The organism is Candidatus Pristimantibacillus lignocellulolyticus, assembly GCA_023639215.1.
Taxonomy (GTDB): Bacteria; Bacillota; Bacilli; order Paenibacillales; family Paenibacillaceae; genus Pristimantibacillus; species Pristimantibacillus lignocellulolyticus.
Genome location: CP097899.1, coordinates 3,469,083 through 3,493,545, shown reverse-complemented (window position 1 = coordinate 3,493,545; position 24,463 = coordinate 3,469,083). Strand labels below are relative to the sequence as shown.

The 24,463-nt window shown below is 35.3% G+C and carries 16 protein-coding genes; 1 reads left to right on the top strand and 15 read right to left on the bottom strand.

Annotated features, from left to right (window positions below):
• Positions 1-138: 138 nt before the first annotated feature.
• From NAG76_14795 to NAG76_14745, 11 genes are all read right to left on the bottom strand, one after another.
• Positions 139-3,717, bottom strand: coding sequence for a DEAD/DEAH box helicase (locus tag NAG76_14795; protein URN93104.1), 3,579 nt, complete (start codon positions 3,715-3,717; stop codon positions 139-141).
• Entirely contained in the window at positions 3,714-4,598 is an 885-nt protein-coding gene (locus NAG76_14790; protein ID URN93103.1) for a hypothetical protein, read from the bottom strand. The genes NAG76_14795 and NAG76_14790 overlap by 4 nt, the downstream gene beginning before the upstream one ends.
• 120 nt (positions 4,599-4,718) lie before the next feature.
• On the bottom strand, positions 4,719-5,948 hold the full coding sequence (locus NAG76_14785) for a DUF2220 domain-containing protein (protein ID URN93102.1): 1,230 nt from the start codon (positions 5,946-5,948) through the stop codon (positions 4,719-4,721).
• 2 nt (positions 5,949-5,950) lie between these two features.
• A complete protein-coding gene (locus NAG76_14780) occupies positions 5,951-9,313 on the bottom strand; it encodes a hypothetical protein (protein ID URN93101.1) in 3,363 nt (1,120 codons plus the stop codon).
• On the bottom strand, positions 9,310-9,954 hold the full coding sequence (locus tag NAG76_14775) for a DUF4194 domain-containing protein (protein ID URN93100.1): 645 nt from the start codon (positions 9,952-9,954) through the stop codon (positions 9,310-9,312). The genes NAG76_14780 and NAG76_14775 overlap by 4 nt, the downstream gene beginning before the upstream one ends.
• Positions 9,951-11,186, bottom strand: a complete 1,236-nt coding sequence (locus NAG76_14770) for a DUF5716 family protein (protein ID URN93099.1) — start codon at positions 11,184-11,186, stop codon at positions 9,951-9,953. Before NAG76_14770 ends, NAG76_14775 begins: the two co-directional genes overlap by 4 nt.
• Before the next feature lie 541 nt (positions 11,187-11,727).
• Positions 11,728-13,419, bottom strand: a complete 1,692-nt coding sequence (locus tag NAG76_14765) for a TniQ family protein (GenBank protein URN93098.1) — start codon at positions 13,417-13,419, stop codon at positions 11,728-11,730.
• Positions 13,420-13,550: 131 nt separating this feature from the next.
• A complete protein-coding gene (locus NAG76_14760; GenBank protein URN93097.1) occupies positions 13,551-14,594 on the bottom strand; it encodes a TniB family NTP-binding protein in 1,044 nt (347 codons plus the stop codon).
• Positions 14,595-14,621: 27 nt separating this feature from the next.
• Positions 14,622-16,739: a transposase family protein gene (locus NAG76_14755; protein URN93096.1), complete on the bottom strand. Its 2,118-nt coding sequence runs from the start codon at positions 16,737-16,739 to the stop codon at positions 14,622-14,624.
• 1 nt (position 16,740) lies between these two features.
• Entirely contained in the window at positions 16,741-17,394 is a 654-nt protein-coding gene (locus tag NAG76_14750) for a TnsA endonuclease N-terminal domain-containing protein (GenBank protein URN93095.1), read from the bottom strand.
• A 70-nt stretch (positions 17,395-17,464) separates the two neighbouring features.
• Positions 17,465-19,282, bottom strand: a complete 1,818-nt coding sequence (locus NAG76_14745) for a TniQ family protein (GenBank protein URN93094.1) — start codon at positions 19,280-19,282, stop codon at positions 17,465-17,467.
• 169 nt (positions 19,283-19,451) lie between these two features.
• Here NAG76_14745 and NAG76_14740 point away from each other — a divergent pair, with 169 nt between their 5' ends.
• The gene (locus NAG76_14740) at positions 19,452-20,171 is read left to right on the top strand and encodes a hypothetical protein (protein URN93093.1); all 720 of its coding nucleotides are present in this window, start codon (positions 19,452-19,454) and stop codon (positions 20,169-20,171) included.
• 276 nt (positions 20,172-20,447) lie between these two features.
• Here the strand turns inward: NAG76_14740 and NAG76_14735 are convergent, their stop codons facing one another.
• From NAG76_14735 to NAG76_14720, 4 genes are all read right to left on the bottom strand, one after another.
• Positions 20,448-21,182, bottom strand: a complete 735-nt coding sequence (locus NAG76_14735) for a hypothetical protein (GenBank protein ID URN93092.1) — start codon at positions 21,180-21,182, stop codon at positions 20,448-20,450.
• Between the two features lie 85 nt (positions 21,183-21,267).
• Positions 21,268-21,471 (bottom strand): hypothetical protein, encoded by a 204-nt coding sequence (locus NAG76_14730; protein ID URN93091.1) that lies wholly within the window; start codon positions 21,469-21,471, stop codon positions 21,268-21,270.
• 856 nt (positions 21,472-22,327) lie between these two features.
• A complete protein-coding gene (locus NAG76_14725) occupies positions 22,328-23,098 on the bottom strand; it encodes a hypothetical protein (protein URN93090.1) in 771 nt (256 codons plus the stop codon).
• Positions 23,099-23,102: 4 nt separating this feature from the next.
• Positions 23,103-24,398, bottom strand: coding sequence for a hypothetical protein (locus NAG76_14720; GenBank protein ID URN93089.1), 1,296 nt, complete (start codon positions 24,396-24,398; stop codon positions 23,103-23,105).
• Positions 24,399-24,463: the final 65 nt, after the last annotated feature.

The following is a 24,463-nucleotide window of genomic DNA, read 5'->3' as shown; positions in this document are numbered from 1 at the left end:
TTAGTACATTATTTCATTCGAAACCCACAATCTAAATTTGCACTTTATCTTCTGTACTATATCTCTTGTATACATTAACAAGCCACAAATTTACAATTTATGTTTATTAGCAGATCAACTGCTAGCACTATTCAATTTCTACTCAATATATTTTTTTACTCTTACAATTTTTTCTTTATAATTCAAAATATAATCTATCTTACTGATTTCCAATAATGCATTAGTCGGCAGAAAGCTATATGCAAGTTCATATCCTGCGGGATCAATCCAAATTAATTTATCTTCTCTGAAAATGGGGTACACCAACCATTCAACGGTAGATTGGTTCGTGAAATCCCTTATAAGATGTACGGGGATATCGTCCATCAATATAATATTTTCTTTAGAAGATTTAATATTTTGAAGTATAACCCAATCACGAATAACAACAGCATTATAAACGTCAACATCAAGTTCACTTGCAAAAACATAGTACTGCGTTGCAAGTTCTAGAGCATCTTTGCGAGTATCACAAACACCACGAGCTAGTAAGTACGCAACAACTGGATCTAAGGTCCCCCAAGTAATCATTTCCTTGAACCAAAAAATAATCCAAGGTAATCCAGAGTCAGTCCAATCTTCTAATCGTGTTGGGATGATTCTCCCGTCATGTAATTCATCCAAGATTAAAGAAATAACAGTACCTATTCCCCAATTGAACTGATAAGTAAAGCTACTATTAATATATTTAACCCATTGAGAAAGTTGAGTAGATTTGGGTTTGCTTACTGTTTGATCCGGAATTAACCACCACCGAAGCACTTCTTCCATAGTAGCCGGATCCTTTCCACTACCTACGGACTCTTTTACGTGAAATTTTTTTAATGAAAAGAGGATGCTAGCTGATTCTAAAATAAATCCTAATCTTTTATCTGTATCCCACCCATGATAATTAACACCATTAGATAAGTGCATTTTTATAGTAGGCATTAAAGATATCAATTCATTTGCAAATCTTGGTGAAAGGCTAGTTCGGTATATTTTCCTTCTATCTACAAAATTGGGGTATATGTTACTTTGAATGGATAATCCCCGTTTCAAAAAAACTTTTTCTAAATACTCTCTTTCTACTGATGCAAAATATGCATAACTCTTTCTCCAAATGCCTTGTAGCTTTGCTTCGAGATCAGATAATGAAATTGTTTTTTCCTCAATTAATTCAAGCTCTACAATTGCAGATATAAGAATTCCATCAAGTGTATCAAGCAGTTCCTCAGATGAAAGATTAATGGTTAGATTATCTTCATCTTTTAAAGGAACTGTTTCTTCAAGCCACTTCATAAACTGCTTCTTATCGTTAGAATTAAAGGCAATATTCCATTTGCTTTCAAGTTCTCTTAATAATTCAGCAATAGGACTTTTTGCTGAAGAGACATTACCCTCCAAATTATGTAACTGATTTAAAATAGTATAATAATTCACAGCGGGCTGTCTATCTCCCCAGTCATGAGGATTATCTTCTAACATAACCAAAGTCCTTCCCTCTGTTGCAACACCAGGTCTTCCTGCCCTACCAACTAAATTGGAGAACTCCTTAATAGGCAAAAGTTCCTGATTTCGAATCACCGTAGGAATTATCACTGTTTCAAATGGTAAGTTAATCCCCTCAGATAATGTTGAAGTTGCAAGGACAATTGAAACAATTTTTTTATTGATCACCTCCACTAGTAAACGGGCAGTCAAACCTGGCATATTTCCATAGTGAACTACAATTCCCTTTTTCAACAATTTATACTCCACTGAACTGTTACCAAAGTAATCCTCACATGAACGAAGACACTTCTCCCATAACTGTTTATTTGATTCCTGAGTGGGCTCGTTAAAAAATTCGGGTATTTCAATTTTTTTCAAAAGTTTTTCAAGAGTATATAAGAAATCCTGTGCATACCCACTAATAAATTGTGTGACGGATATTAACACAGAACTATGGTTACCTAGAGCGTCTTTCTTTGCCATTTGAATAGCAGCCCAAAATAGATATGGTCTTAGTTTTTTAGAGGGACCCTTTCCTGTAAACATTTTAGGGATCTCAGAGTACCTTATTGGAAATGGGGTGAAGGGTCTAGGTATAAAAGGAACATTCTCTTCGTCAAGTGTTCTCTCAAATTTCAAGTCTGAACCATTCATGATATCATAGAGAATTCTATAATTTCCTGTCTTACTCCATTCTAATCTACCAATTAATTGACGAGTACTACGATAAGAAGTTGCTTCAGCCTGTGCATTTTGGCTTCCACTAACCCATTGTGCTAATGTATCTGATCCACCTGCAGCTACGGCGGATAATGCGATAACCTTTGAATTTTTTTCATCGAGATGCATAACTAAACGGTTAGAGAGAGCCTCTAATCTAAGTGAGCGATTATCTGAACTAATAAGACTCTCATATTTTCCATCAAATTGTATAGAATGTGCCTCATCTATGACAACTAATGATACTCTGGACAAAAACAGCGGGCCTAAAAACCGTATTAGTGCCTCAGCTTTCTCATAAGTACAAATTAATACAGTTTTTTCATTTGAAGTTATCCAAGCATCTGTAGGTCCCCAATCAATTCCACCATATAGTCCTGTGACTTTCACTGGTCTATCACTAATATCTTTAAATACCGTATTCAGTTTTATTTCAACTTCAGTTGCTAGTGCCCTCGAAGGAACTAGGTATATAGCAATAGCCGATGGCAGAGAATCTCCCAGCAGTTCTTCGATCCACTTTGAATCTTCATCGAACTCATTTGGCTTAAACAAACTCATGATTATTGCAAGCTCAGCAATTGTAGTTTTTCCTGTACCAGTTGGAGTACACAAAGCAAAGGATTTGTTTTCTAGTAATTGTTGAATCCCTTTAATTTGAGAACTCCATACTAAAGACTTTTTTCCCAAATAACTATTACGCAAATATTTATCTAATGCTTTATCTCCCTCAGTTGTTATTAAAGACTTTAAGCTTTTCACTTGATCACGAAGTGAGTTTTTATAATATTCTTCAAATAATTCTGAACATAATTTGGAAAGTAGCCAGGACATCGGATCTTCATGGTGTGTTTGTAACTTACTGATAGCTTTTAATTTTTCTTGAGCGATTGAAATTCTAGATTCTTCGCCCCAGCGCATGTACATGTTAAGTACACCGAGCGATCTTATTAACTCCTTGATGAGCATTTCTTCATGGATAGACTGAGTATCTAGCCCTATCTCTTCACTCCAATAATCATGCAAATACATATCCAATTGAGGAAAATCAGCTGACAGCAACGACCTCAGAATATCTGAATCTTCAAAATCAAAATTTTCAGCATTTAATAAACCAGTTGCCATTGCAGGATAACCTGCAAGCTGGTATGAAGCGGCAGAAAGAAATCTCGTTGGATATTTTTCTGTATTAAGATCAGGATGAGAGAGCCACTCAAGAACCTCACCTGCCCGTCGCAAAGTACTTCTCCAATTGGTGCCATTGTGTTTTTTATCAAATAATCCTACATCAATGAGTTTAATTGCATCATTTATTCTATTATTAAATTCCGATGTCCCATTCCAACCTAAAAGACCTGATTGCTGGTAATTTAGTCTTGTGTGATGACTATATAATTTTGCAAAGTTAGGTAACAACTTCTCACTCGCAAACTTCTCTTGAAATTCCCGTAATTCTTTTATAGGATATTTATTGTCAGCATTCATGGTTTACTAACTACCGCCTTTTCGTATATTTCACAAATGAATGTATCAATATCAAATAAATGCGATTCGACTACCTTTAACTTACGCCCTCCTGTGTATAAAGGAGAGATCTTATTATTAGAAATCCAAGTCTTCGTTTTTATTGGATGTTGACCACAAATATAACTAATCAGATCAAACCTTTCACAACTAGGTTTATCTTCTAAATATAGTTGACGTAATGCAATTACCCATTTTGCCGATTCCTCATCATCATAGTCTTCGAGAATATCGATAATTCTCAATGTTTCAACTGGAATAGGCATTGAATCACTTATTTTTTCATAAGCATCATCTACTAGCGTTTTCTTGTGGGCTGCTGAACATTTGGCTTCACAGAACAGTACTTTCTTGATTGAACCCTTAGTATCCATTACAAAAGCCAGACAGTCATCGCCTGTTCGCCCCATAGTAGCTTTTTTTATTTTTCCTGTTCTTTTATATTTTTCAAGAGCATCGAAAGCTTGGTGATGATTGCGAAAAAAGAAAGCGGGAACCTTCCATGTTTTCTCATTAAATGGGGCAAAATTTTCTGCTATAATAGCCCCAAAAACTTCACCGAAATACCCTTTTAATGTAGTCATGTCCAATAATTCTGGATACCCGTAGGCGGGATCTTTCTCATCCGAAGGATTTAACGGGTCTAATGAATACCTCATGAGAGAACGAAAATGACGTCTATAGTCTTCATGAGCTTCGTAATACAACTTTTTTAGCTGCTTAATAATTAAAGCACGATCACTCGGTTCTTCTTTCAGCATAAGATGATAGTAATTAGGATCGACTGTGTGACTCCTGTCTTCTCTAAGCCATTTTTCTATATCAGTTATTTTTAAAGACATTATAGAACGCCTCCCAATTATTTATTTATTACCATGTTTCTTATTTATTGTTTCTACTTTTATATCTTCAATTGTTTTTTAACAGATACTAATTATTCTAATTATCATCAATGAAATATATTAAAGAAGCTGCGCTTCTTGTTCTAAACGTAGGCCTTCTTTAAGCATAACTTCTAGGACTGGTTGAAAAGTTTCATAGCGTAGATCTCCCACCATGCGAGATAACTTAGTTCTATACGTGATGTCTATCGGTTCAGCGTAGTATTTATATTTAAGAAAAATATCCTTGTTCATATTGTAGGCTTGCAAATCAGGTATGACCCTCTCGCGAATATGAATGAAAATATTGAACCCCCCGAGATCAATATCCCCCCAAAAGAATGATTTGAAATCAGTTCTGTTATGAGTAGCGGAGTTGTAAATCTGCATTAATAGTATTCTTTTATATACTCCTGGAAAACCTCCAACATAGACAACTACCTCGTTATTCTTTTTATGTTTTTTGATATACTCCAGATATACAGCTTTATTTTCAATAATGAGTAATTGATCAGCTTTCACATCTAAGATTTTCCCAACCCGAATCATTTGCTTATTCAAGCCAATTCCATAATGAAAAAGACTTAAATCGATACGGTTCTCGTTTAGTTCATATACAATGTTTCCAATAACCTGAGGCTCTTCATTGGATGTTTCGATCCCTAATTCTTCAAGGACATGAACATCTACTTCCCAATCATAAACTTGGCCAGAATATTTCTTATAAAGAGATATAACTCTATTCCGTAAATGCCTCTCAAAAATTTTACTATCTCCCAAGTACTTTTTACTAAATAGCCTTTCAGGTAAGGACTCCTCACCTTTGTCTTTTAATCCTACCAAAGCTTTTTCAAGTAGTTGCAGCAATGATAGATCATGAGCAACACTAGGTAGGTCTTGTTTGTTAAGTTTGGACAAACAATCCTGTGCGAAACCTAGCATCCAAGTCCCTTCCAACTTGGATGCTAGCTGCGTAAACCAAACAGTCCGCTCCTCGATTATTGTACTCATCTTCGGTCTACCCAACCATTCGCAAACACGATCAGATTTTTCAATGTTTAAATACACTGCATTGATAATTTGATTGTCATAGACCCAATCTATCGAAATAAAATCCATCCCAGTTAATATAATCATTTCGTGGTTGATAATATCTCTTTGATTCTGGAGCCCATCGCGGAAATACTCAGGAAGACCAGTCTCAGTAAACTCGTATTTAATTCTACGATTAATCTTTGCACTGCCTTTGCGGTGAAAGCTGTTATTATACTTGTTGATTAATTCATTTAGTATATCTTTAGCGAAGTTCATGTTTACTCACCTTCCAAAATTTCAGCAGGATCAAATGATTTAATGACAGACTGCTCCCCAACTCGGACTGCGATCAAGTTGCGATCCACTAATGGTGCGATATCCGCAATTTTTTCGGTTGGTGCAGAAATAATGAGTTGGAGTCCCATGCTTCGAATGAGTTTAATACTTTCTTGGATACGCTGGTGGTCCATTTTACTAAAGCCCTCGTCAAAGATAACAAGTCGCGGTGTATTGTTATGAGCACTAACCTTTACTCGATACGTCTGCATAAATGACGCAAGAACAGCAATATAAAACGGCGTTTGTGTTTCTCCACCAGATTTAGTAGATAAGTCTTTAGATAATCTGGATGAAGAATCATCTTCACCAAGCTCGATTAAATCGAAATCTAAATAGGTCTTATAATCAACAAACTTTGCCAGATTCTCTTCTAATTTCTTCAAATGTTCAGGAGAGTAATCCTCACCCGTATCAAGAATCTGCTTGAATAGCGAGTCAACAGCTTCAGCATGTTTATCCATAAATTCATAAGAGAACAGCGTAAAACCTTGAACTAATAGATCATCCATGATCATCTTATAAAACTCGATATACTGTGGATTAGGTCGCATATCGAATTCGTATCTATTTCTACCGAACGGATAATTAGCAATTGAATGATTGAGATCGTTTATCTCATCGCGGACATTTTCGATATTCGCGCGTAATTTACTTATAAAGTCCTCTTGGAACTGTACCTGCGCTCTGTGTTTCGCTAGATTAATTTTATCTTCGTAGCTAGAAAGAGCAGTATCCTGGAGTTGGTTTAGTTCGTTTAGCCAGGCATCGTTTGTTAAGTCGGTATACTTTAATGAGCACCCCTTGTTATCGGATCTATATTGATCCCGCAGCTGAACGACCTTATCAAATCCTTCTTTCTTGTTCATTCTAATTTCATCCATAATTGGAACGATTATAGATATCATTTTATTTAAGCTTCCCCATTTTTTAAGCACCTCGTTATATGAGGGTTCACCAAGTTCAGTTCGCCACGGTAGTGGGTATGATAATTCGACCAATTTTCTGGATTCGATTTCAGCGGTTTCACCATCAATTCGTTGCTGTGCAAGCGTTTCTGATGCTAGATTAAGTCTGCCTATTTTCTTGTCATTATCAGAAATGATAGTTTCCATTTCCTGAATTCGAGCTTCTAGAAATTGTTTTTCATCCTGATAATTGAGGAGTTCCTTTTGATCAAAACGTAAAAGTTCGCTTTGCACCGCCTCAAGTTTATGTTTAAGTTCTACAAACAGTACAGCCAACTGAAGATAACCTATTGTTGAATCAGTACTAAACAAACTCGATAATTCAGCGGTACTCCACGGTTCACGGTTGGACCAAACTTGATAAACTCTAAATTTTTCATTACGGTGATCCATCTCAGTTTGTAATACATCAAGTTGCTCTTCACATTGTTGAATGTGCACCAAAATGGCGTCCCGTCCAATATATGGAGTTTTGTATGAATTGGGATGAAGTTGCCGGGCGACATACCCCTGATACAACATACATCCTGGAGTAATGGCGCGATTATATTTTTCGAATTCATTAACGTGAAAAGCTTTCATGACTTGGCCTAATAAGAAATCTGCATAAGCTCTTGCAAATGGGTCATCAGTAATGATCTCCTCGGATAAACTACCCTCAATCGTGCGCGGGTGGACTGCCATAATCCTTTTCACATCAACAAGACCAATATTATAGAGTTTTTTCTCATGTTTGATTTCATCATAGATATTTAATGCATCTTTGAAATATTTCGGGTCTACAATTAAATGAAACTTTTGAGTGTTTAGGTACCCTTCAATTGCATCTGTCCAAACAGGGTCTTTAATCTTTAATAGCTCACAAAAAACGGATATATGCACTTGTTCTTGATACTTCTTACTCAGTCTCGCAATGATCTCATCTCGTAAAACAGATACACCCAGTTCGGGATATTCTTTGATTCCGTTTCGTAATGAAGTTAATTTTGTCTCGATAGTTTGGAATTGTTGTTTCAATGTGTTTAGTTGGTTGACTTGGGACGCTACTTCTAGTCTAATCTCTGATAAAAAGTCTTTCATCACATTGTTTAGAAAATTGATTTCTTCATATTTGAAAGCGAACGGGGTGTTCTCATAATTATGAGAAAAATGATGAACCGCATTCTCTAACTCGGATAAAATAGAAAGTTCAGAACTATATGAACGTATTTCATAAATCAGCGCCTTCCACTTTCTAAGTGGCAGTCCAATCGTGTTCTCCACCTTATGCTTAGCAGATTCAGAGGCGGTTAGTTCCATTTTCGCAATGGTAAAACGCTGGTTAAGGTTATTCCACGCACTCTCTATAGAGGCATTTGATTCAATTAATGTCGATAACTCCAACTTTTTTAGAGCGATTTGGCTATGTAAGCTCCTTTGATGATCTTCCTCCAACTGAATCGCTTCTTTGTTGTCATGAATAGCCAATAGACAGCGTTCAATTGCTTCCTTTTTCTTATCTACATTTGCCTGATCTAAGTAATACTGATGGAGGTGCTCTTGATTGATGTAGCCTAGATATTCTTGATATTTCTCCTCAATTTGCTCAAGTTGTTGGATCTGCTTCTTGATTTGAATCATTTGGCGTTCCAATATTTTATAATGTCGAATATTATCTCTCAAATGCTCAATGTCGATATTTTCCTGTGAATTGCAAACAAAATGTGTAATGAACTCCTTTATGTTCATTATTGGTGAAAATGGTACGGCCTTACGTAATAGCTCAGTAAAATTAGATTTAATAGGCCCAAAAAGTTTTTTCATTAATTGTTGGTAACGTTCGGGTGACTCGACCATTTCCCAAGTCTGTATAGGGTAATTCTGCTGAAAGTATGACTTTAGCATATCCAAATTCATGAGTTTATTGTTTTGGGTAAAAGCATGATCAGGCAACTTATCCTCGAACACGACGTATCTCATCTCGTAATCTAGATCCTTATAACAATCAAATACCGCTCCGATGGTAAAAAAGGAATCAAGCTTGGTGTCATGAAATTCAGCCATTAAATACGTGCTAAAGGTCTTTCCTTCACGTTTATATACGTAACTGGAGGTGTTGTCATTATAACCAGTTAGTTCAAAGAGATAACCTTTCAATGAGCGATCAGCCTTCTCATTAGCAGCCTTATTAAAATAACTACCTCTTTTATCACCAATTAATATAAACTGCAATGCATCAATAAAGGTTGTCTTACCGGCCGCATTTTTACCAGTTAAAAAATTCAGCATAGAAAAAGGGATTGTTTGGTTGATAATATGGTGCCAATGTCTGATGTAAACCCTATTTAAGAGTTTCATTGCAATCCCTCCATTTCTTCCCCTACAGATAAGTCTTCTGCGTCATTTGATTCTATTATCAACGATTCTAGGTTCCGAAGCTTCTCATTATTTATGAGTTGCAAAATAGTTGGTAAGATGACTATGCGTGAGTCTTCACTCATGTCGTTCCCATCCATCCGTTCAATTATGTGATAGTACTTGAGAGTTTGGAGTGCTTCATTCAAATGAGTTTTTTTTGGTATTTTTTCATATAGTCGGAATAATTCAATTTTCCCCATTAATTCGCCTATAGATGTTATCACATAATGACTTAGCTGAAGCTTTTCACGGTCTTCCTCGTAAATCAATCGAAGAACATATAGTATCACGGTCTCCAGTTTATCCAAGGTTTTTCTTTGACTCCCAAAGGTATTGGAAACAGAACAGAAACCATAAACCTCATCGATTTCCAGTTTCCATCCAGACAACAAGAGATATTCCTGAATCTCATCTTGATAGCGAGCAATGAAATGAAAGTCACGATTCGTCGAAATAGAATAAGTTTTGGGGTTTATACTGTCTCTCACGACAAATGTATGAGACAGAAGGACATTAATAACTTTGGCGAACAACTCTTTTTCTGATTCACTAAAACCCACATATGTTTCTAGGAACTTCAATGGGATTCACCCGCCTTCTTGTACAACATATTCGGAATTCGGTATCCGTTAATGAGAACATCACCTTCAAGAAATTCAACATCAAAAGGAATGTCGTTCTCGTCGCTAATAATAACGGACATAATTGTGCTAAGAAAATCATCCATGTCAACTAACACTAGATCCCGACTGGATCGTTCATTCTGAGTTTCAAGCAGTTGCTCGATAAATTGAACTACTTTCTTGCGTGTAATTGCCTTCTTTGCTTTTTCTTTTAAATGATTGATCTCCTGATTCATAAGAGATTCATCTAGTTCTGGATCATCCACATCATCGGGCTCATGGAGTTGTCTCCGTTTGTGCCCTTTAAATAACGACTCTTCATTAATAAATTCCGTTTTGAAGAAAGGAAATTTATTAAGTTCATTTATAAACTCAATGGATTTTGATTTTCTAGTTTGATTTAATATTGAAATTAAGCGACCTTTAAAGTCGCGATCACGATTCGTTAAATACTGAAACCTTTGAACTGTAGCCCGTATATAGGCATTGTGCTTACGATCAATTTCAACAATTAGCCTAGGCAATACAACCGTGTAGATATCGATAATTTCGTTGATTTGGTGTAATATCTCCTCTTGAACAGAAGCTTTATTCGAATTTCTCGATCGAGAAGACATCGTTTCAATGAATTGATCATCTATCACCCAAGAACGCAAAATTCGGGTAATGCTGACCTTAAAACGATCTACACTATCAAATGTTTTGAGTGGGTGGTAGATCCTCTCATTGACAGCATCTTGATATATATCAAAATGTTGTTGAAGAATACCGCTGGCTTCAGATATTTCTTGGACCATGAGATGGTATCGGCGCATATTATTCAATAGTCGAATTAAGTTATCACGGAGTTCAAACGTCATCCGGTGGGTTTGAACAAGAGCATCGTATGCGTACTCCCCTTTCTCTTGCTCAACACCTCTTAATGTGAAATAGGTAGATGAAACGATCGAATTGTAATCCTTCTGCTGATCATCATTAATATCCTTTAGCACAGTAATAATCTTTAAGGAATAATCCGGGATGATATAGTGTTCATCAAAAGAATTGGAGACCTGCTCCAATTCTAGCCATCTCGTTTCCCGGAATTTTCTTAAAAGGGCATGCGCCCGCTCAGAGACGTTCGTCTCAAGCAACTCATTTTCTTCGCCGTCGTAGTAATATATCTGATCTTCAAGAGATGATATCAGCATAGATACCAAATCATCCTTGCGAACGGTTATTTCTCGTTGAAAGCATTCCTGAACAACAAAAAGAGCCCTCAAATAGATATGTCGATGTTTGGAGGATAGTAGGGAGAAGAAGGAATCAGGAATTATATCAAATAGGGGCACCAGACCCCCTCCTTTTGTCAGTTTTCTATTCTTCAGATACGATATAGGAAATTTTATAGTGTTTGTGTCGTTTTTCATTGGGTTGTAATTTTTTCTAGGTATTTCAACAACCCAAGATCGATTCAAATCACATATTATACATTTCGACAATTTAACCATTATTTCCTTTTTTTACGCGAGAAAAGAACATAAAACATTGATTTCCATAAGATCCAAAAACAAAGAGGAAAGTGCACGTTTTATCACTTTCCTCTTTGTTTTGGATCACCATTTATAACAAATCTAATAGAATAGCATCACATTAGTGGTTAGTTAGTTTTATATTTTCAAGCAATCACCAATATGCTTCTAATTGATGGAATTTATTAACTCCTGATTCCTTCCCTTTTTAACGAGTTACCTACTTAGACATATTCTTTTTAAAAACAGCCACTTTACTTTTACTGAATAAATATCGTTTTCTACCGTCTTTCCATACGATTACTTTGTCCGGTGCCAGTTGCCCGCTTTCCATTAATCTCTTCATCTTACTTTCTCCAATTTTCAGATAGTGCATAACGTCATGCATATACATCCCATTAGTCATTTGCTTTTCTTGTTTTAAGATTTCTACACATCGTAGTAACTCTTCTTCCCGAAACCAAGTGTTCGATAAATTTCCATTAGCAATCAATAATTTTGGGATCAAGACCTTTCGATGAATAAATTTTAATAGCTTCGAAATAGTTAATCCGTTTACAGTGTACTTAATCAGTACTTGTTGATACTTGATTCCGTCCATAATAGGATTTAGCCTTCCTCGTGATTTTCTTAATAAACTTACTACCTCTTCCTTCAGAATAAGCTTTTGCTGACTAAATGCAGTTTGAACTTCATCCAAAAGCCCTTCCTTAACAAGTTGAGAAATAGAATTCCTCTGAATACCTAAAATTTGTGCTGCCTCTCTCTTATTTATGTAGTTTTGTTTCTCCTTACTCAGATGGTCAATAGTAGATTTCTCAATAAAATGTTGGGTAGTTTTCCCCCTTTGTCGTGACATAATGTTAATTTGACCAGATTCATGAAGTGACTCTAATTTTGGATAAGACATTCCTGTAAGCTGCTTAACTTCTTCTTTTCGTAGATGTCTTTTTGAAAGCAATAAATCTTGATTCTGTTTAAATATCGACAGATCCTTTCGAACAGTGCCGTTCTCCAACTCCTTAACCCAAAATAGTTCATATTCATTTTTGATTAAATCAAAACCTTCTAAATCAAATAAAGCTTCGAACGTTTTCTTCTGTACATACAGCTTCCTTCTTGGCTTCTTTAAAAACTCAGATAAGACGAGATGAAACCGATATGGAAAGTCATGATACATCCAGAAAACATGATTATAGGCTTCTGCTAATAATTCATTTTGCTGCATGCCACCACGACGGTTATGAAAAATTCTGATCTGTTTTTTAGATTCATTGAGGAATGATGGCAATTCTTCCAGCAAGTGAAAGGAATGATAGGCCAAAACTAAGAATTGGTTTAGGTTTAATCCGCCAATATTTCTAAACATTTTAGCTTCATGCATTAGTGCTGCATGAAGCCCACTTTGCAGTTCATATTCTATTGAGTCACTAGAGATCGATAGTGACTTTGTTTGATGGTAAACGTATTTACACTGCTTGCAAAAGCCGTTCATGAACTGATCCATGACAACTGGTTTCTGACAGTTTGGGCAAGTATCCCTTAATCTTGAAGCGTGCCGTAAACAGATCGTTATCGGTTTAAAACCCCAAATTGTTCTATGATATGCGTTCTCTCTATAGCAATCTGGACAATATTTCATTCGATTGCTCAACAGATGTGAATCGTTATTGTGGCCCATTAAATTCAGAAAATTATGGTAGGTTCCCTGATACAAATCACTTTTTTTATTAATATGCGATGCAATATAGGAAAGCTGTTTGTCCGAAAACATATTCTTTAACCATTCTGCTCTTGAAATCCTAAAGAATGCTAGCAATACACCAATCGGTCTATAGTTGGCTCTGCTTAATCTATATAAATAACTAGACGTGCTCTCATCCGTATAACGATTCGGCCTATTAATCAACATGTACTATTATCTCCTCTCTATGAATCTAGTATTCCCGCAATGATACGATACAATACTAGAATAAAAATGTAATATTTATCTTTTAAAAACAAAAACACCTGTAGGTTACAGGTGTTTGGAGATGTAGTAAATTATGAAGTTTTTTTTGTTTGCTTCTTGTTATTCCGCTTTGAATTGTCGTTTTGAGAATTAATAAATGCAGTCTCTTTTTTTCTTTTGATCTCTATAGCGTCAAAGTAATTAAATCGTGCGTCCCCAAATGGATTAATAGCATATCTTTGATTGGAACGAGTTAGCCGATGAAAGGCATCATGAAGTGAATCCTCATTTATGTAATCAATTCCGCGTTTTAATGAAGTTTTTGTCGCCTCGATTAATATATCTTTAATATAGCGTGGTACCCCCTCAGTTACATAATGGATTTTAGATGCTAACATTGGATCGCTAAGGTTCGAATATTCTGAGAATGGCATTTCCCCATCTAGCTTTTTTAAGAATAATCGGAATTTTTTCTGTTGTGCTTGCTCTTCAAAACCAAATGGTTCCAATATAATTCTTCTCGGATATCTCCCATCTATCTGTTCGTTATATTCAAAGATATCTTTCGATTCTGGTAGTCCACATAAGATAACTGGAATATTTAACTCTTCTGTAAGTAACTTGAGCCAATCCGATGCCGTAGCGAGAACATTAAGGGTATCCCGATCGATCAAATGTTGAAATTCATCAAGGATGATCATTTCTGTCTGACAATCACGAACAAATTGAACGATACTTCTGCCCAACTCCTCATCAGTACCTGAGTTTGCGAATAAATCGCCCATCTCCCCTAAAATTTTTGATGCTAAGGCTTTTGGAGTTTTTAATCGAGGCGGAACCTTTACATACAATACCGGAATGATTGTTCCCGTATCTGTTAACTTTCTTGGATGCCTCTCTACGTATTGCTTTACTATGGTTGTTTTCCCAGCACCTGTCCGGCCACTTAGATTGAGTTGTGATGCTTGTACAGATCCCTGCGAAGTGATATGCACTTCCTCGAGTTCGTTATATACTTCTTCATATTGCGGATGCCTCACGATGATTTTCTTAACATGTTCAATTCTTTCTTTATATTCAGGTTCACTGAAAGTTAGTGCTATTCCATTGAGTGAACTAAATGTAGTTGATTTCATTCGTCTTCCCTCTCTTGCAAAGTATATTTAACGAAATGTAACTCCCCAATCATCATCCAACTCATCTTCGAAAAGTAATGGAGGTAAATCAGTAGTTGCTTTGATTACTTCAGTTACTGCTAAACTCGCGAAATTCTGAGAAATCGTATCATTTGATTTTAAATTCCCATTTCCCCTCTTTGCCGTCCTTATAGATTGAACCTCTACAATCGGTGATATCTCACCTAAAAATTTTAATGTTTCAAGTTTCTCCGGAGCTATTTGAGCTTCATGAAGTAGTTGGATTGAAGAAAGATGCTTATAATGTTCAACGGCTCTCTGATCATCGGGTAATTTCTCTAGTTGAGAGATTTCTTTCCGACTGTTTTGGACAATAGCTTCCACATTCTGATAAGCATACACCAAATGCGTTGTGTCAAATTCGTTATATTCTTTATTTTTCCGATGACAATGATATTTCAATTGAGCCCAATGAACCGGATGATTTTCATCGATATGTTTCTTTCGTAGACTGTTTCGAACAGGTTTAGCCTCGAGATATTGGTCACTTTCTTCATTAAATACATAAATTGTTCGCATATCCGAAGGGTTAAACCGTATCCGGACACTTGTATCTCTCTTCTTACGCTTCATTTGATCCAATAACAGCATCAAATCCGTACTTTGGAAAAATTGGCCTTCCAGTTCAATACCTTTGTTCGTAATATTTCGATATTCGATTCCGGTTGATAATAGCATAATTAGATCCTTCTTTTGCATAGGGAGCGTTCTATGCACTCTACAGTCTTTAAGTCCTTGCTCCCATAAGAATGCTGGTGTTCCCCCACGTGAAAGGCTATAATCATTTGCGATAAGATCAACCATAGTAATATGAATAATTTCATGTAGTGCCTTAAGCGTTAGGCACGCTTTTCCAGTAGAGTCATAGAGAGAGCGCATCTTAGGATCTGAAAAGCTGGTACCGGGAATACTGTGGAAAATCTTTTCATTCATGGTTCGAAACATGCGCTCAATTGTCCCCTTTTGGTGCCCGGCTTTCACAGGACAGAACTGAACTTCAATACCAATTAGCCCAAAAAATTCTTCCAAATCCGCTGCATCGTTCACCTTGGCGTTATCGACTACGATTACTTCCGGCTTGCCATATGCTGTCCAATCGTGTTGAAGTCTTGGATATAACGTTCGAATATGCGTTTTGGGCAGCATGGCATGAAGTAAACACTGCTTTATTGCTTTTGCGTTTGGTTCTCCCAACCACAGTTCATATCCTAGTCCATAACCAGTTGCTTTATCAACGGCATGAATTAAATGAAATCGTTCCTTCTTGGAATTCAGAGTATCGACTACAAATAGATCAAGTGGGGTCCAATCAATTTCCACCCGCTGAAGTGGCCTTTCTACATATACTTCAGCTGTAGAGCCATATTTATTTAAATTTGCTTGAACGGTACCATGTCTAGCGCGATCCTTTAAGTACGTCTTCCTTAGATGTTGAATTACCCGGTTGGTTGTTGCTTTTCCACACGGGGTGATTTTACCATCCTCAGGTCGAGTCTCATTAAGCTTTTTAAGTTCCTCCTTCATTTCCATGTGTATTCTTCGATTGGATACATCAAGTCCCTCTTTATCATACTTGTTCAATAATCTCTCGATGATAAGTTGTATTTCTATCGGGATCTTAAATGTTTTGGATCCCTTCAGATTGTCTCGCGGCAACAAACTTCGTTTATCGTGAGTTTCATCCCATCGTCTCTTCCATCGGTATAATGTAGACACAGAGGAGACAAATGTCCTTAAATCACCGGGGAGAGAGTTAATATAGCCTACATAATCTTTAGGTTTTACTTCTCCCTGTAAGATAGGCTCTAATATCCTATATCGTTTATTTATGACGTTCCATTCATCATTGCTATACATGTCGACATCATGTTGTGTTACTTCTGCTTCTTTCACGGAATAATCCCGTTTAACAATTAGCTGCTCTTCGTTCCAAGCTTCTAGCAACTCGTTTACAGAATATATTTCAACCAAGTTGTAAGACAAATTGGTCACTTCAATTTCGTCATGAAGTAAATTTTTCCTGACGAGAAACTCTCTATCCTTCCACATAAACCGTAGTCCTGGTAATATAGCAAATCCCTGCATCTCAATTCACCTCTTCATTTTGAATGGAAACCATAGTTTCTTCACCAAGTTCTTCAGTTATTAATTCTGTATAAACCTTTTGATGATAAATGAGCTTATAAATACATTTATAAAACGTTGATTCGTCCAGATCATTGCAGTTCGATTGAAGCATTTCAAGGGTGGAGGAACCAGTATTCTGCAAAGTGTGAAGAACATAAACCAGATCATTGAATTCCGTCCATTCCTGGCCCATAGCCCGGAGTTTATCTAAATTCTCCTGAAAATAGCCACGGAAAATCTGTTCTTCGGTAACGATATGATAGTCCCAGCCTTGCAATTCGCAATACATACGGCCAATAATAAATTTGATGACATTCTCTGGCTTTTGCGTCATTGACTTTGGTTTTACCTCTATTATTCGAACATGTCCATCGCTAGTTATGACTTTGAAATCTGGATAATATTTTCTGTTTTTTCCTTTGTAATAATATAATAGACCTACAGGCTGCGATTCCACTTGTAGCACATCACGATCAAAGTCAAGCAAACGAACGAAATTTCGTTCTAACCGGCTTTCACAATGAATCATGCAATTGTTCTTAAGAAGCGGAATTTTCCATCGATAATGCCTACCCTTGATAGGTTTAATGCGTCTGGCGGGTTGCTTCTTCATGATTTCGCCTCCTTCCTATAGTTCTTAGATTCTCCAACTCTAGTAAACTATAAACCTATTAATCTCTAATTTATTTTTCCCTCATCTGGCTTAACCAATAATAAAGAAGTTCATCCCTCTTAAATAGATATCCATGTCCATCATCAACTTTTGGCCCAGAAACCGGCTCAATGTCTCTTTCCCTTAGAAACCTGACTAAACTTTCAACAGATTTGACTCGTGTCTGCTGTTTTAAAGCCTCACTTCCTGTTATGTATGTCTTCTTAAAGCGCAAGTAATCTGTCTTGTTTATTATTACAACCGCACCACTACTTAATGAACTAGAGATCAGATATCCTTTTTGTGTCCATGAATAAATATATTTTTTACAAACTTTCAGCTCTCTTGAAATCTCATTGACATTCATATTGTCTTTTTTTAAAAATTTCATGATATCATCTTTTACAAATCTTAATTCTTTAAGTCCGCTATCTTTTTTTCGTGAATACGTTCGTATTTCACCATTCAAAATTCCCTCTATTAAATCGCAAAATGTTAATCCCCAAGTTGACACAATTTTTTTTGCCTGTTTTATATCTATCAGTAACTCATTATCATCTATCTTATAAATAACTCTTTTATTAAGAGTATTTAGAAGTTGTTGTAAAGCTTTATTAGAAAATAGCCATTTTCTAAATCCATCTATTTCTGGGCCACGAATTGCTTGAATAATCCCACGTTCTCTAAATGCATTAACTTGTTCAATACATATTCCTAGACTGTCCATCATAACCTGTGTTGTTACCAATTTGTCATCCGGATTCAAATTGTTTTTGTTTTGACGATAAACTACCCTTTTCCTCACTGATTGACTTATACCATTAAAAGGTTTTAATATTTTTTTGAAATCTTCTTCATTAATTTGCAGTAAATCCAAAAACTTTTTGTTATTGTAAGTTAAAGTTTCCACAAAACAATATCCTGTATCTCCATATTTCGAGAAGTACTGTTTGTATGCTTCTTGTATATTTTTATAATGTGGAAAATTAAGTTTATTAAATATTAAATTATGGAACTTCCAAAAAACCTTTTTATTGTTTTTCTTTACAATCCGATATGCATCCAATAAACAATAAAAATTGCTAGGCCAACCTTGAAAAAGCTCGTATACGATTTGAACTAACTCTGGCATTTTGGAATCTTGCAGCGGTTGAGAATATTTGAGTCTTTTTTCCTTATAAAATTCACCTGAAATTACACCAGCAAAACACAAAATTAAACATACACATGTGAAAAAAGAGTGATTATCAAAGAACGTTGATTCATTTGGTGACTTCGATTTTATGTCATACAACTTTCCATGAAGAAGTTTACTTATTTCAAAATTCAGTGAATCTAAATCTGGCAGTCCTCTGAGATCAAAACCACAATCACAAAAATTGATTCGTTTACGGTAAGGTGATAATATCTTGTTGCAAGCAAGGCACTGATCAAGCAACTTACAATTATGAATGTGACATGTTGTTACTACTGTGAGATCCCAAATCTTTCTCATATATCCATGCTCTCTAAGACATTGAGGGCATACTTGACTTCGATACATAGACGTACCGAAATGGTCAAAATGGTAACTTAATGTTGCCGATTTCACTGAAAGGACATTATGTAAATAGGGTTGAAAAGTTAATAATTCGAGTTGTTTAACGTCTCTTCCTGATAATTCAGCCAACTCACTCAAATCAGATTCCGAATCAAGTACCATCAAATTTTTAGGTTTGTTATATTTATAAAGCCCTGTTGCTTTATATAATTTAAAGGTTTCTTGAACATTATAGTTGGATTCAGACAATCTGATCATATATCCCCTCAGACTTTCATCGTAAATAGTTTGTGGACGATTTATTAGCACCTAAAGTTGACCCCCTTTCCGATTGTGACTCATCAGTCACAAAGTGTTTTATTAGTCACTATTGTATTTCGATATCTATTCTATGTCAATAAAAACTTGCACTTGAAAGTCACATGTTGAATAATTGTTCATTTTTATAGTAGAATTTTATTTAGAGAGGGTGTTTATAATGAATTATGCTGGACTTTTAAATAATTATATTAAAGAAAGTGGGTTAACACTTTCTGTCATCTGTCAACGATTACAAGAGAATGGTATTTCCATTGATCGATCATACCTAAGCAAGTTAAAAACAGGAGCCAAACCTCCTGCATCTGACGAACTTTCAAGAGCTATTTCTGAGGTTACAGGAGGTGATCCAGAAGCATTAATAATTGCCGGATACATAGACAAATCTCCGGAAGAATTAAAGAAAGCTATTGAAGAGTTAAACAATATCATTAACGATTTCCTGGATGTGATACGTTCTAAAGCAACCACATTGCAAAAGTTTGATTTATTGGTAAACATCAAGAAAGAAGTTACTGATAATCCATATGTACAAGGACTACTTGACAATCTCGAGTCTAACGATATTCAAAGTTTTGATTACGAGGATCGTTTATCTTTTCTTGCAATTTATGCTATAGAAACCTTTAATTTTCGAGACAAACTAAAATTGCTTGTAGTAATAAACTTGTTTTACATTGGAATGATCTTAGATAACTCAAGTAATAAGCAATTGCATGCCACAGATAATTCAGACAATGATAGATCTATTTCCAAAATCACTACTAATTTCGCTTCACTTAACAACAAAAAGGAAATCTTATCAGAGGATGAAGCAGAATTTCTTCAAGACTGCTTGTTAGCCTACAGGAAACAACAAGAAAAAATAAGAACAAAATGATCAGCGAAAAAAATAGCCGCGTCATAGACTTCAAAAAGAAGTCTATGACGCGGCTATACACCGTAAAACAATCCACGGTTTTTATCCAGTTGAATTAATATGAAAACGAACCTTGAATTTCCACTTGAAAACTATCTTTATCTTTTTATTTTGAGAACACAACTAGCTATCTTGCAAATTAGAGAAATTGTACATAATACAATCCAAAGGATGATTAAAATAATAACTTTAAGGACTGTCCCTCCTTGTTTGCTTAAGCCTTACCCTATTAATGTTTCAATTCACCGGCTTCATAAACATTTGATCTACATATTTATAAGAATCGAAAAGACCCTGAGACCCGTATGGGAACAATATTTCGTTTTTATCTAATAAGACATTGGACTGGCCAGTAGTCGCGAGCTCTTGCAGAAACGGATTGATCTTTTTTAGATTGTCGACATGCGTATAAGAAAACACCCAAACATTTAAATCGGAAAGCCCATCACCCACAGCGATAATAAGTTCCCCCAGCCCATCATCATCAAAATCATATTGGGTAGCCTGAATCTTGTAGTTTTCTGTTATTTCTCCGTAATCATCGAAAACTGACGCCCCGTCAGCCATGGATATATCCAATGGCCAGGCAACGGATTCTTCCGGAAACATGGCCAAGATTTTCGTACCATTTGGATGATCCAATCCAAATATCAACTCTACTTTGTCTTTGCCGAAGTTCATTGGGAGTATGACATCAGGTCCATATGGTTTCCATTCTAGATGGACCAGGGATTCAGATGAATTCTTTAGAATCAACGCGTCTTCAGCATTTTTTACAGCTAGAGGAGGGATTAACTGAGCAGATACATTTGATTCCGTAAACTGCGTACTTCCCTCTACTATCTGCGTTGACTCAGATGTGGTAGCCGGTGTGACGCTTGGGCTGCCCATCTCTGTAGATTCAGATGTAGAGCAGCCACTGATCAATCCTAAAAGAACACTCGCAAAAATAACTGACCTGAAAGAAATCATTCCATTCACCCTTTCAATACATTCCATTTTTTAAACATTATAGCATTACACTGGAAATGTTTATGTTTTATAATATTAACGTTACTTAACCATAGAATAATCTAAAATGGCTTTTGAAAAGCCTACATTTCCTTTTCAATTTGCTAGGTTTGCCATAGGTGTTCTCTTTATAATAGATTTGTCTTGTCCAAAAATCACCTTCCTCTAGTTTCTCTTTAAATACATTTTCATATGCTTTTCTTGCTGTATCAATAATGTACTTTTTTTGTTCTAGAGTTAACTTTTCCATGTTATATCCTCCCATGTTCTTACAACCATCATTTTGACCACATTTGAACCCTACCTTTGCTTTAGCAAGCTATTTTTGGGGGCGTATTAACTCAATATGTTGCATGAACATACAAAACCCAAAAAATGTCCCAAAGCACCGACACTATCAGGAGGAGTTATCTCTATCGATTCTGCAACCACTTCTTCGATTCTTAACAACCCAAATCCCTGAATCTGTTCTCTTCTTTCTACAATATCTTTCAGTCGCAAATCATCTTAAAATTAACATATGTACTCCAATCAAACTGCGGTGTAATACTTGCAGCCCACACCATTATTTCAAGGTTCTTGGCAGGTTGGTTCTTACATTAAAAAACAAAGTCTTTTCGTCATAGAAATCAATCTAATTATAATAATCATCGAACCTACTTTGTAAATATCTACTTGGATTTTCAATGCCACAACCACCACTAAACTGCGTCACTTTACTTCTCCAAGTAAAATTATACCATGTATTGAATCATATTCATCGTATCGTCCCAACCTTATCCGTATATAACGTACTGAAGTGTTATCCCTTATACAGCAAGTACAATCCAGCTCTTGGATGTAAAATCTATCCCCCTACTCGCTCCAGAACAACAAAAAAGCCCTCACAATGAAGAGAGGGCTATCCCAAATTAACTTCTCACTCAATAATTCTGTTCCAAACTAAGCGTGAACAGCACTTCACATGTGAGGAGTTTACAATAATGATGTCGTGATAGTCTGGATGAATATTACACCATAAGGTTGATATCATACGCTCAAACAGATAATTCTATTCCTGCAGTCCATTTATTGCGTGAGCCTCAATGATTCGTGCATCGCTCTTATTAATAATATAACTCATCATCTCTCGAAATATCATCATGATCCTCGTTGATTCGCTTCACTTCATCCCATAATTCTCTTGGCATTTCATCATTAGGAGTCCATAAGTACTTGTTAATAACTCCTTCGTTACTTCTCGTGCCGAGTTGCCAATATACATTTTTTATTTCTAAAGTTTTTTTATTTACATAGCCATAGTATACTCGAAATGATTCTTCGTTCAAGTCAGCTCCCATTCGAATCATTTCGTTTCTTAACTTTCTTGTACTATTTTGTATAGAATTTATCAGATCGTCATCAAAAATTTCATTAAGCAAATCACTTGGTTTTTCAAATAAAGATGCCATATGATTAAAACTCTTAATTTCCCTTTTAAATACAACCTTGTAGTACTCATCGCATGGACATTCTAATTCTGTATCATCTTTATTATCTTCTCTTTTTGTATTCATTATTCCCCAAAAGTTTTTAGTATAAAGATCATCCGGAATATCATAAATATCCTTTATATTTGAGAGGTATAACCCTAATACATCTGCTTCATTTGTATCGATTTTTCTTGATTTCTCTTGTATTCCTTGCCTATGACTCGGTATAAAAGTATGTCCCCCAGCAGCCCCAACATGATTGTACAATGCTTGTATAACAAACTTGTATCCTGGATTAAAATTCTTTTCTGTTAAAAACTTATCTGTCTCCTCTACCTGTAAGACAATAAATCCTATATATCCCCATCTTCTATTATCCCATACATTAACAAATTTAATTTTCATCTTTCTATACCCCAATACCTAATTTATTCGATATAACTTTTTTGTAATCGTCATAAATAATCAGACTTGTGGTATAGTCATCAACATATTTATGGTATAAAAATGTTTTTGTTGCAGAATATAACTCTTTACGCAAATCTTTCACTGACACATTAAACATCTTTGCTAACTCAACATCTGTAATATTATCATTATTAACAATCTCTATTATCCATTCCCTATTACTTTCTGTGATAGAAGACTGTATTTGATACCACAATCGTTTTTGCATTTCTTCGACTGCTACATCTTCTAAGACTTTGTAATCCCTATTTTTCCACATATGTTTCAATAGCATGAATAGCTGGGATAAGTAATCCATCAAATTACTCATCATATAAGAGTAAATATTTTCATCAGTATGATTATTTCGAAGTCCCATTGCTCCTAGTGCCAAATAGTATTGGGGATCCTTATCCTCATAACAATAAATACAATCAATAATTAATTGTATTCTTTCTGAAAACAGCGAATTTAACTTATTAGCAAAATCCGTAGCAATATATTGAATATAAAAATGTAATGCCTGCAATCCGTTATCAAACTTTTGTTTTGTAATGTTTTCAATTTCATCTTTATCTATTGAACTTAATGCTTTTTGAATTTTGAAAACAACATCTGCTAAAGTTTCAGCTTGTAATGCATTTGCTTGCAAGTTCTTCTTTAATAATTTCTCCCCAGTATTCTGTTCAATTCTTACAAAAATCATATTCAGTAAACCAATAATCGATTCACTGTATTTTGGAGCCTTAAAAACATTTGAATTGAACATTTCCTCCTTTATACTTTCTATGTTGTTATTCACGGACTCAACGAATTGTGTATAATTTGATATTCCTAGATCTACGTTTCTAACTTGTTCACTTAATTGATTCACTTTTTTCACAATTAACTTTTCGCCTTCTGTTAGTAATTCGCTTAAATTTTTTTCAATCTGATTAATATAATCATACAAAATATCAGAAATGGTACCTTGATATATAATCAAGTCATTATTTTTTTCAAAAAATGATCTAACATACTTTTCTTTTTCATCTGCCGAAAACACTTGGTTAAGATTAACATTTTTAAAAGAGCTAGCATGCTTTGTTATATACTCATCTAACTTTTCTTCTAAATACTCATTCTTTTCTTTTAATCGATTTAACTTTATTTCCACATCAATATTTTCTATTCTGTTTACCGTTTTTTTATGTTTATATTGTGAAATTGCTTCTCTTATCCTAGTCTCTATAGTTGCAATTGTTCCAATTGTGCTCAAAATCATGTTCAGATCTATGATTTTCTCCCTCTCCTAACTCTATTAACATAATAATAATTTTAATA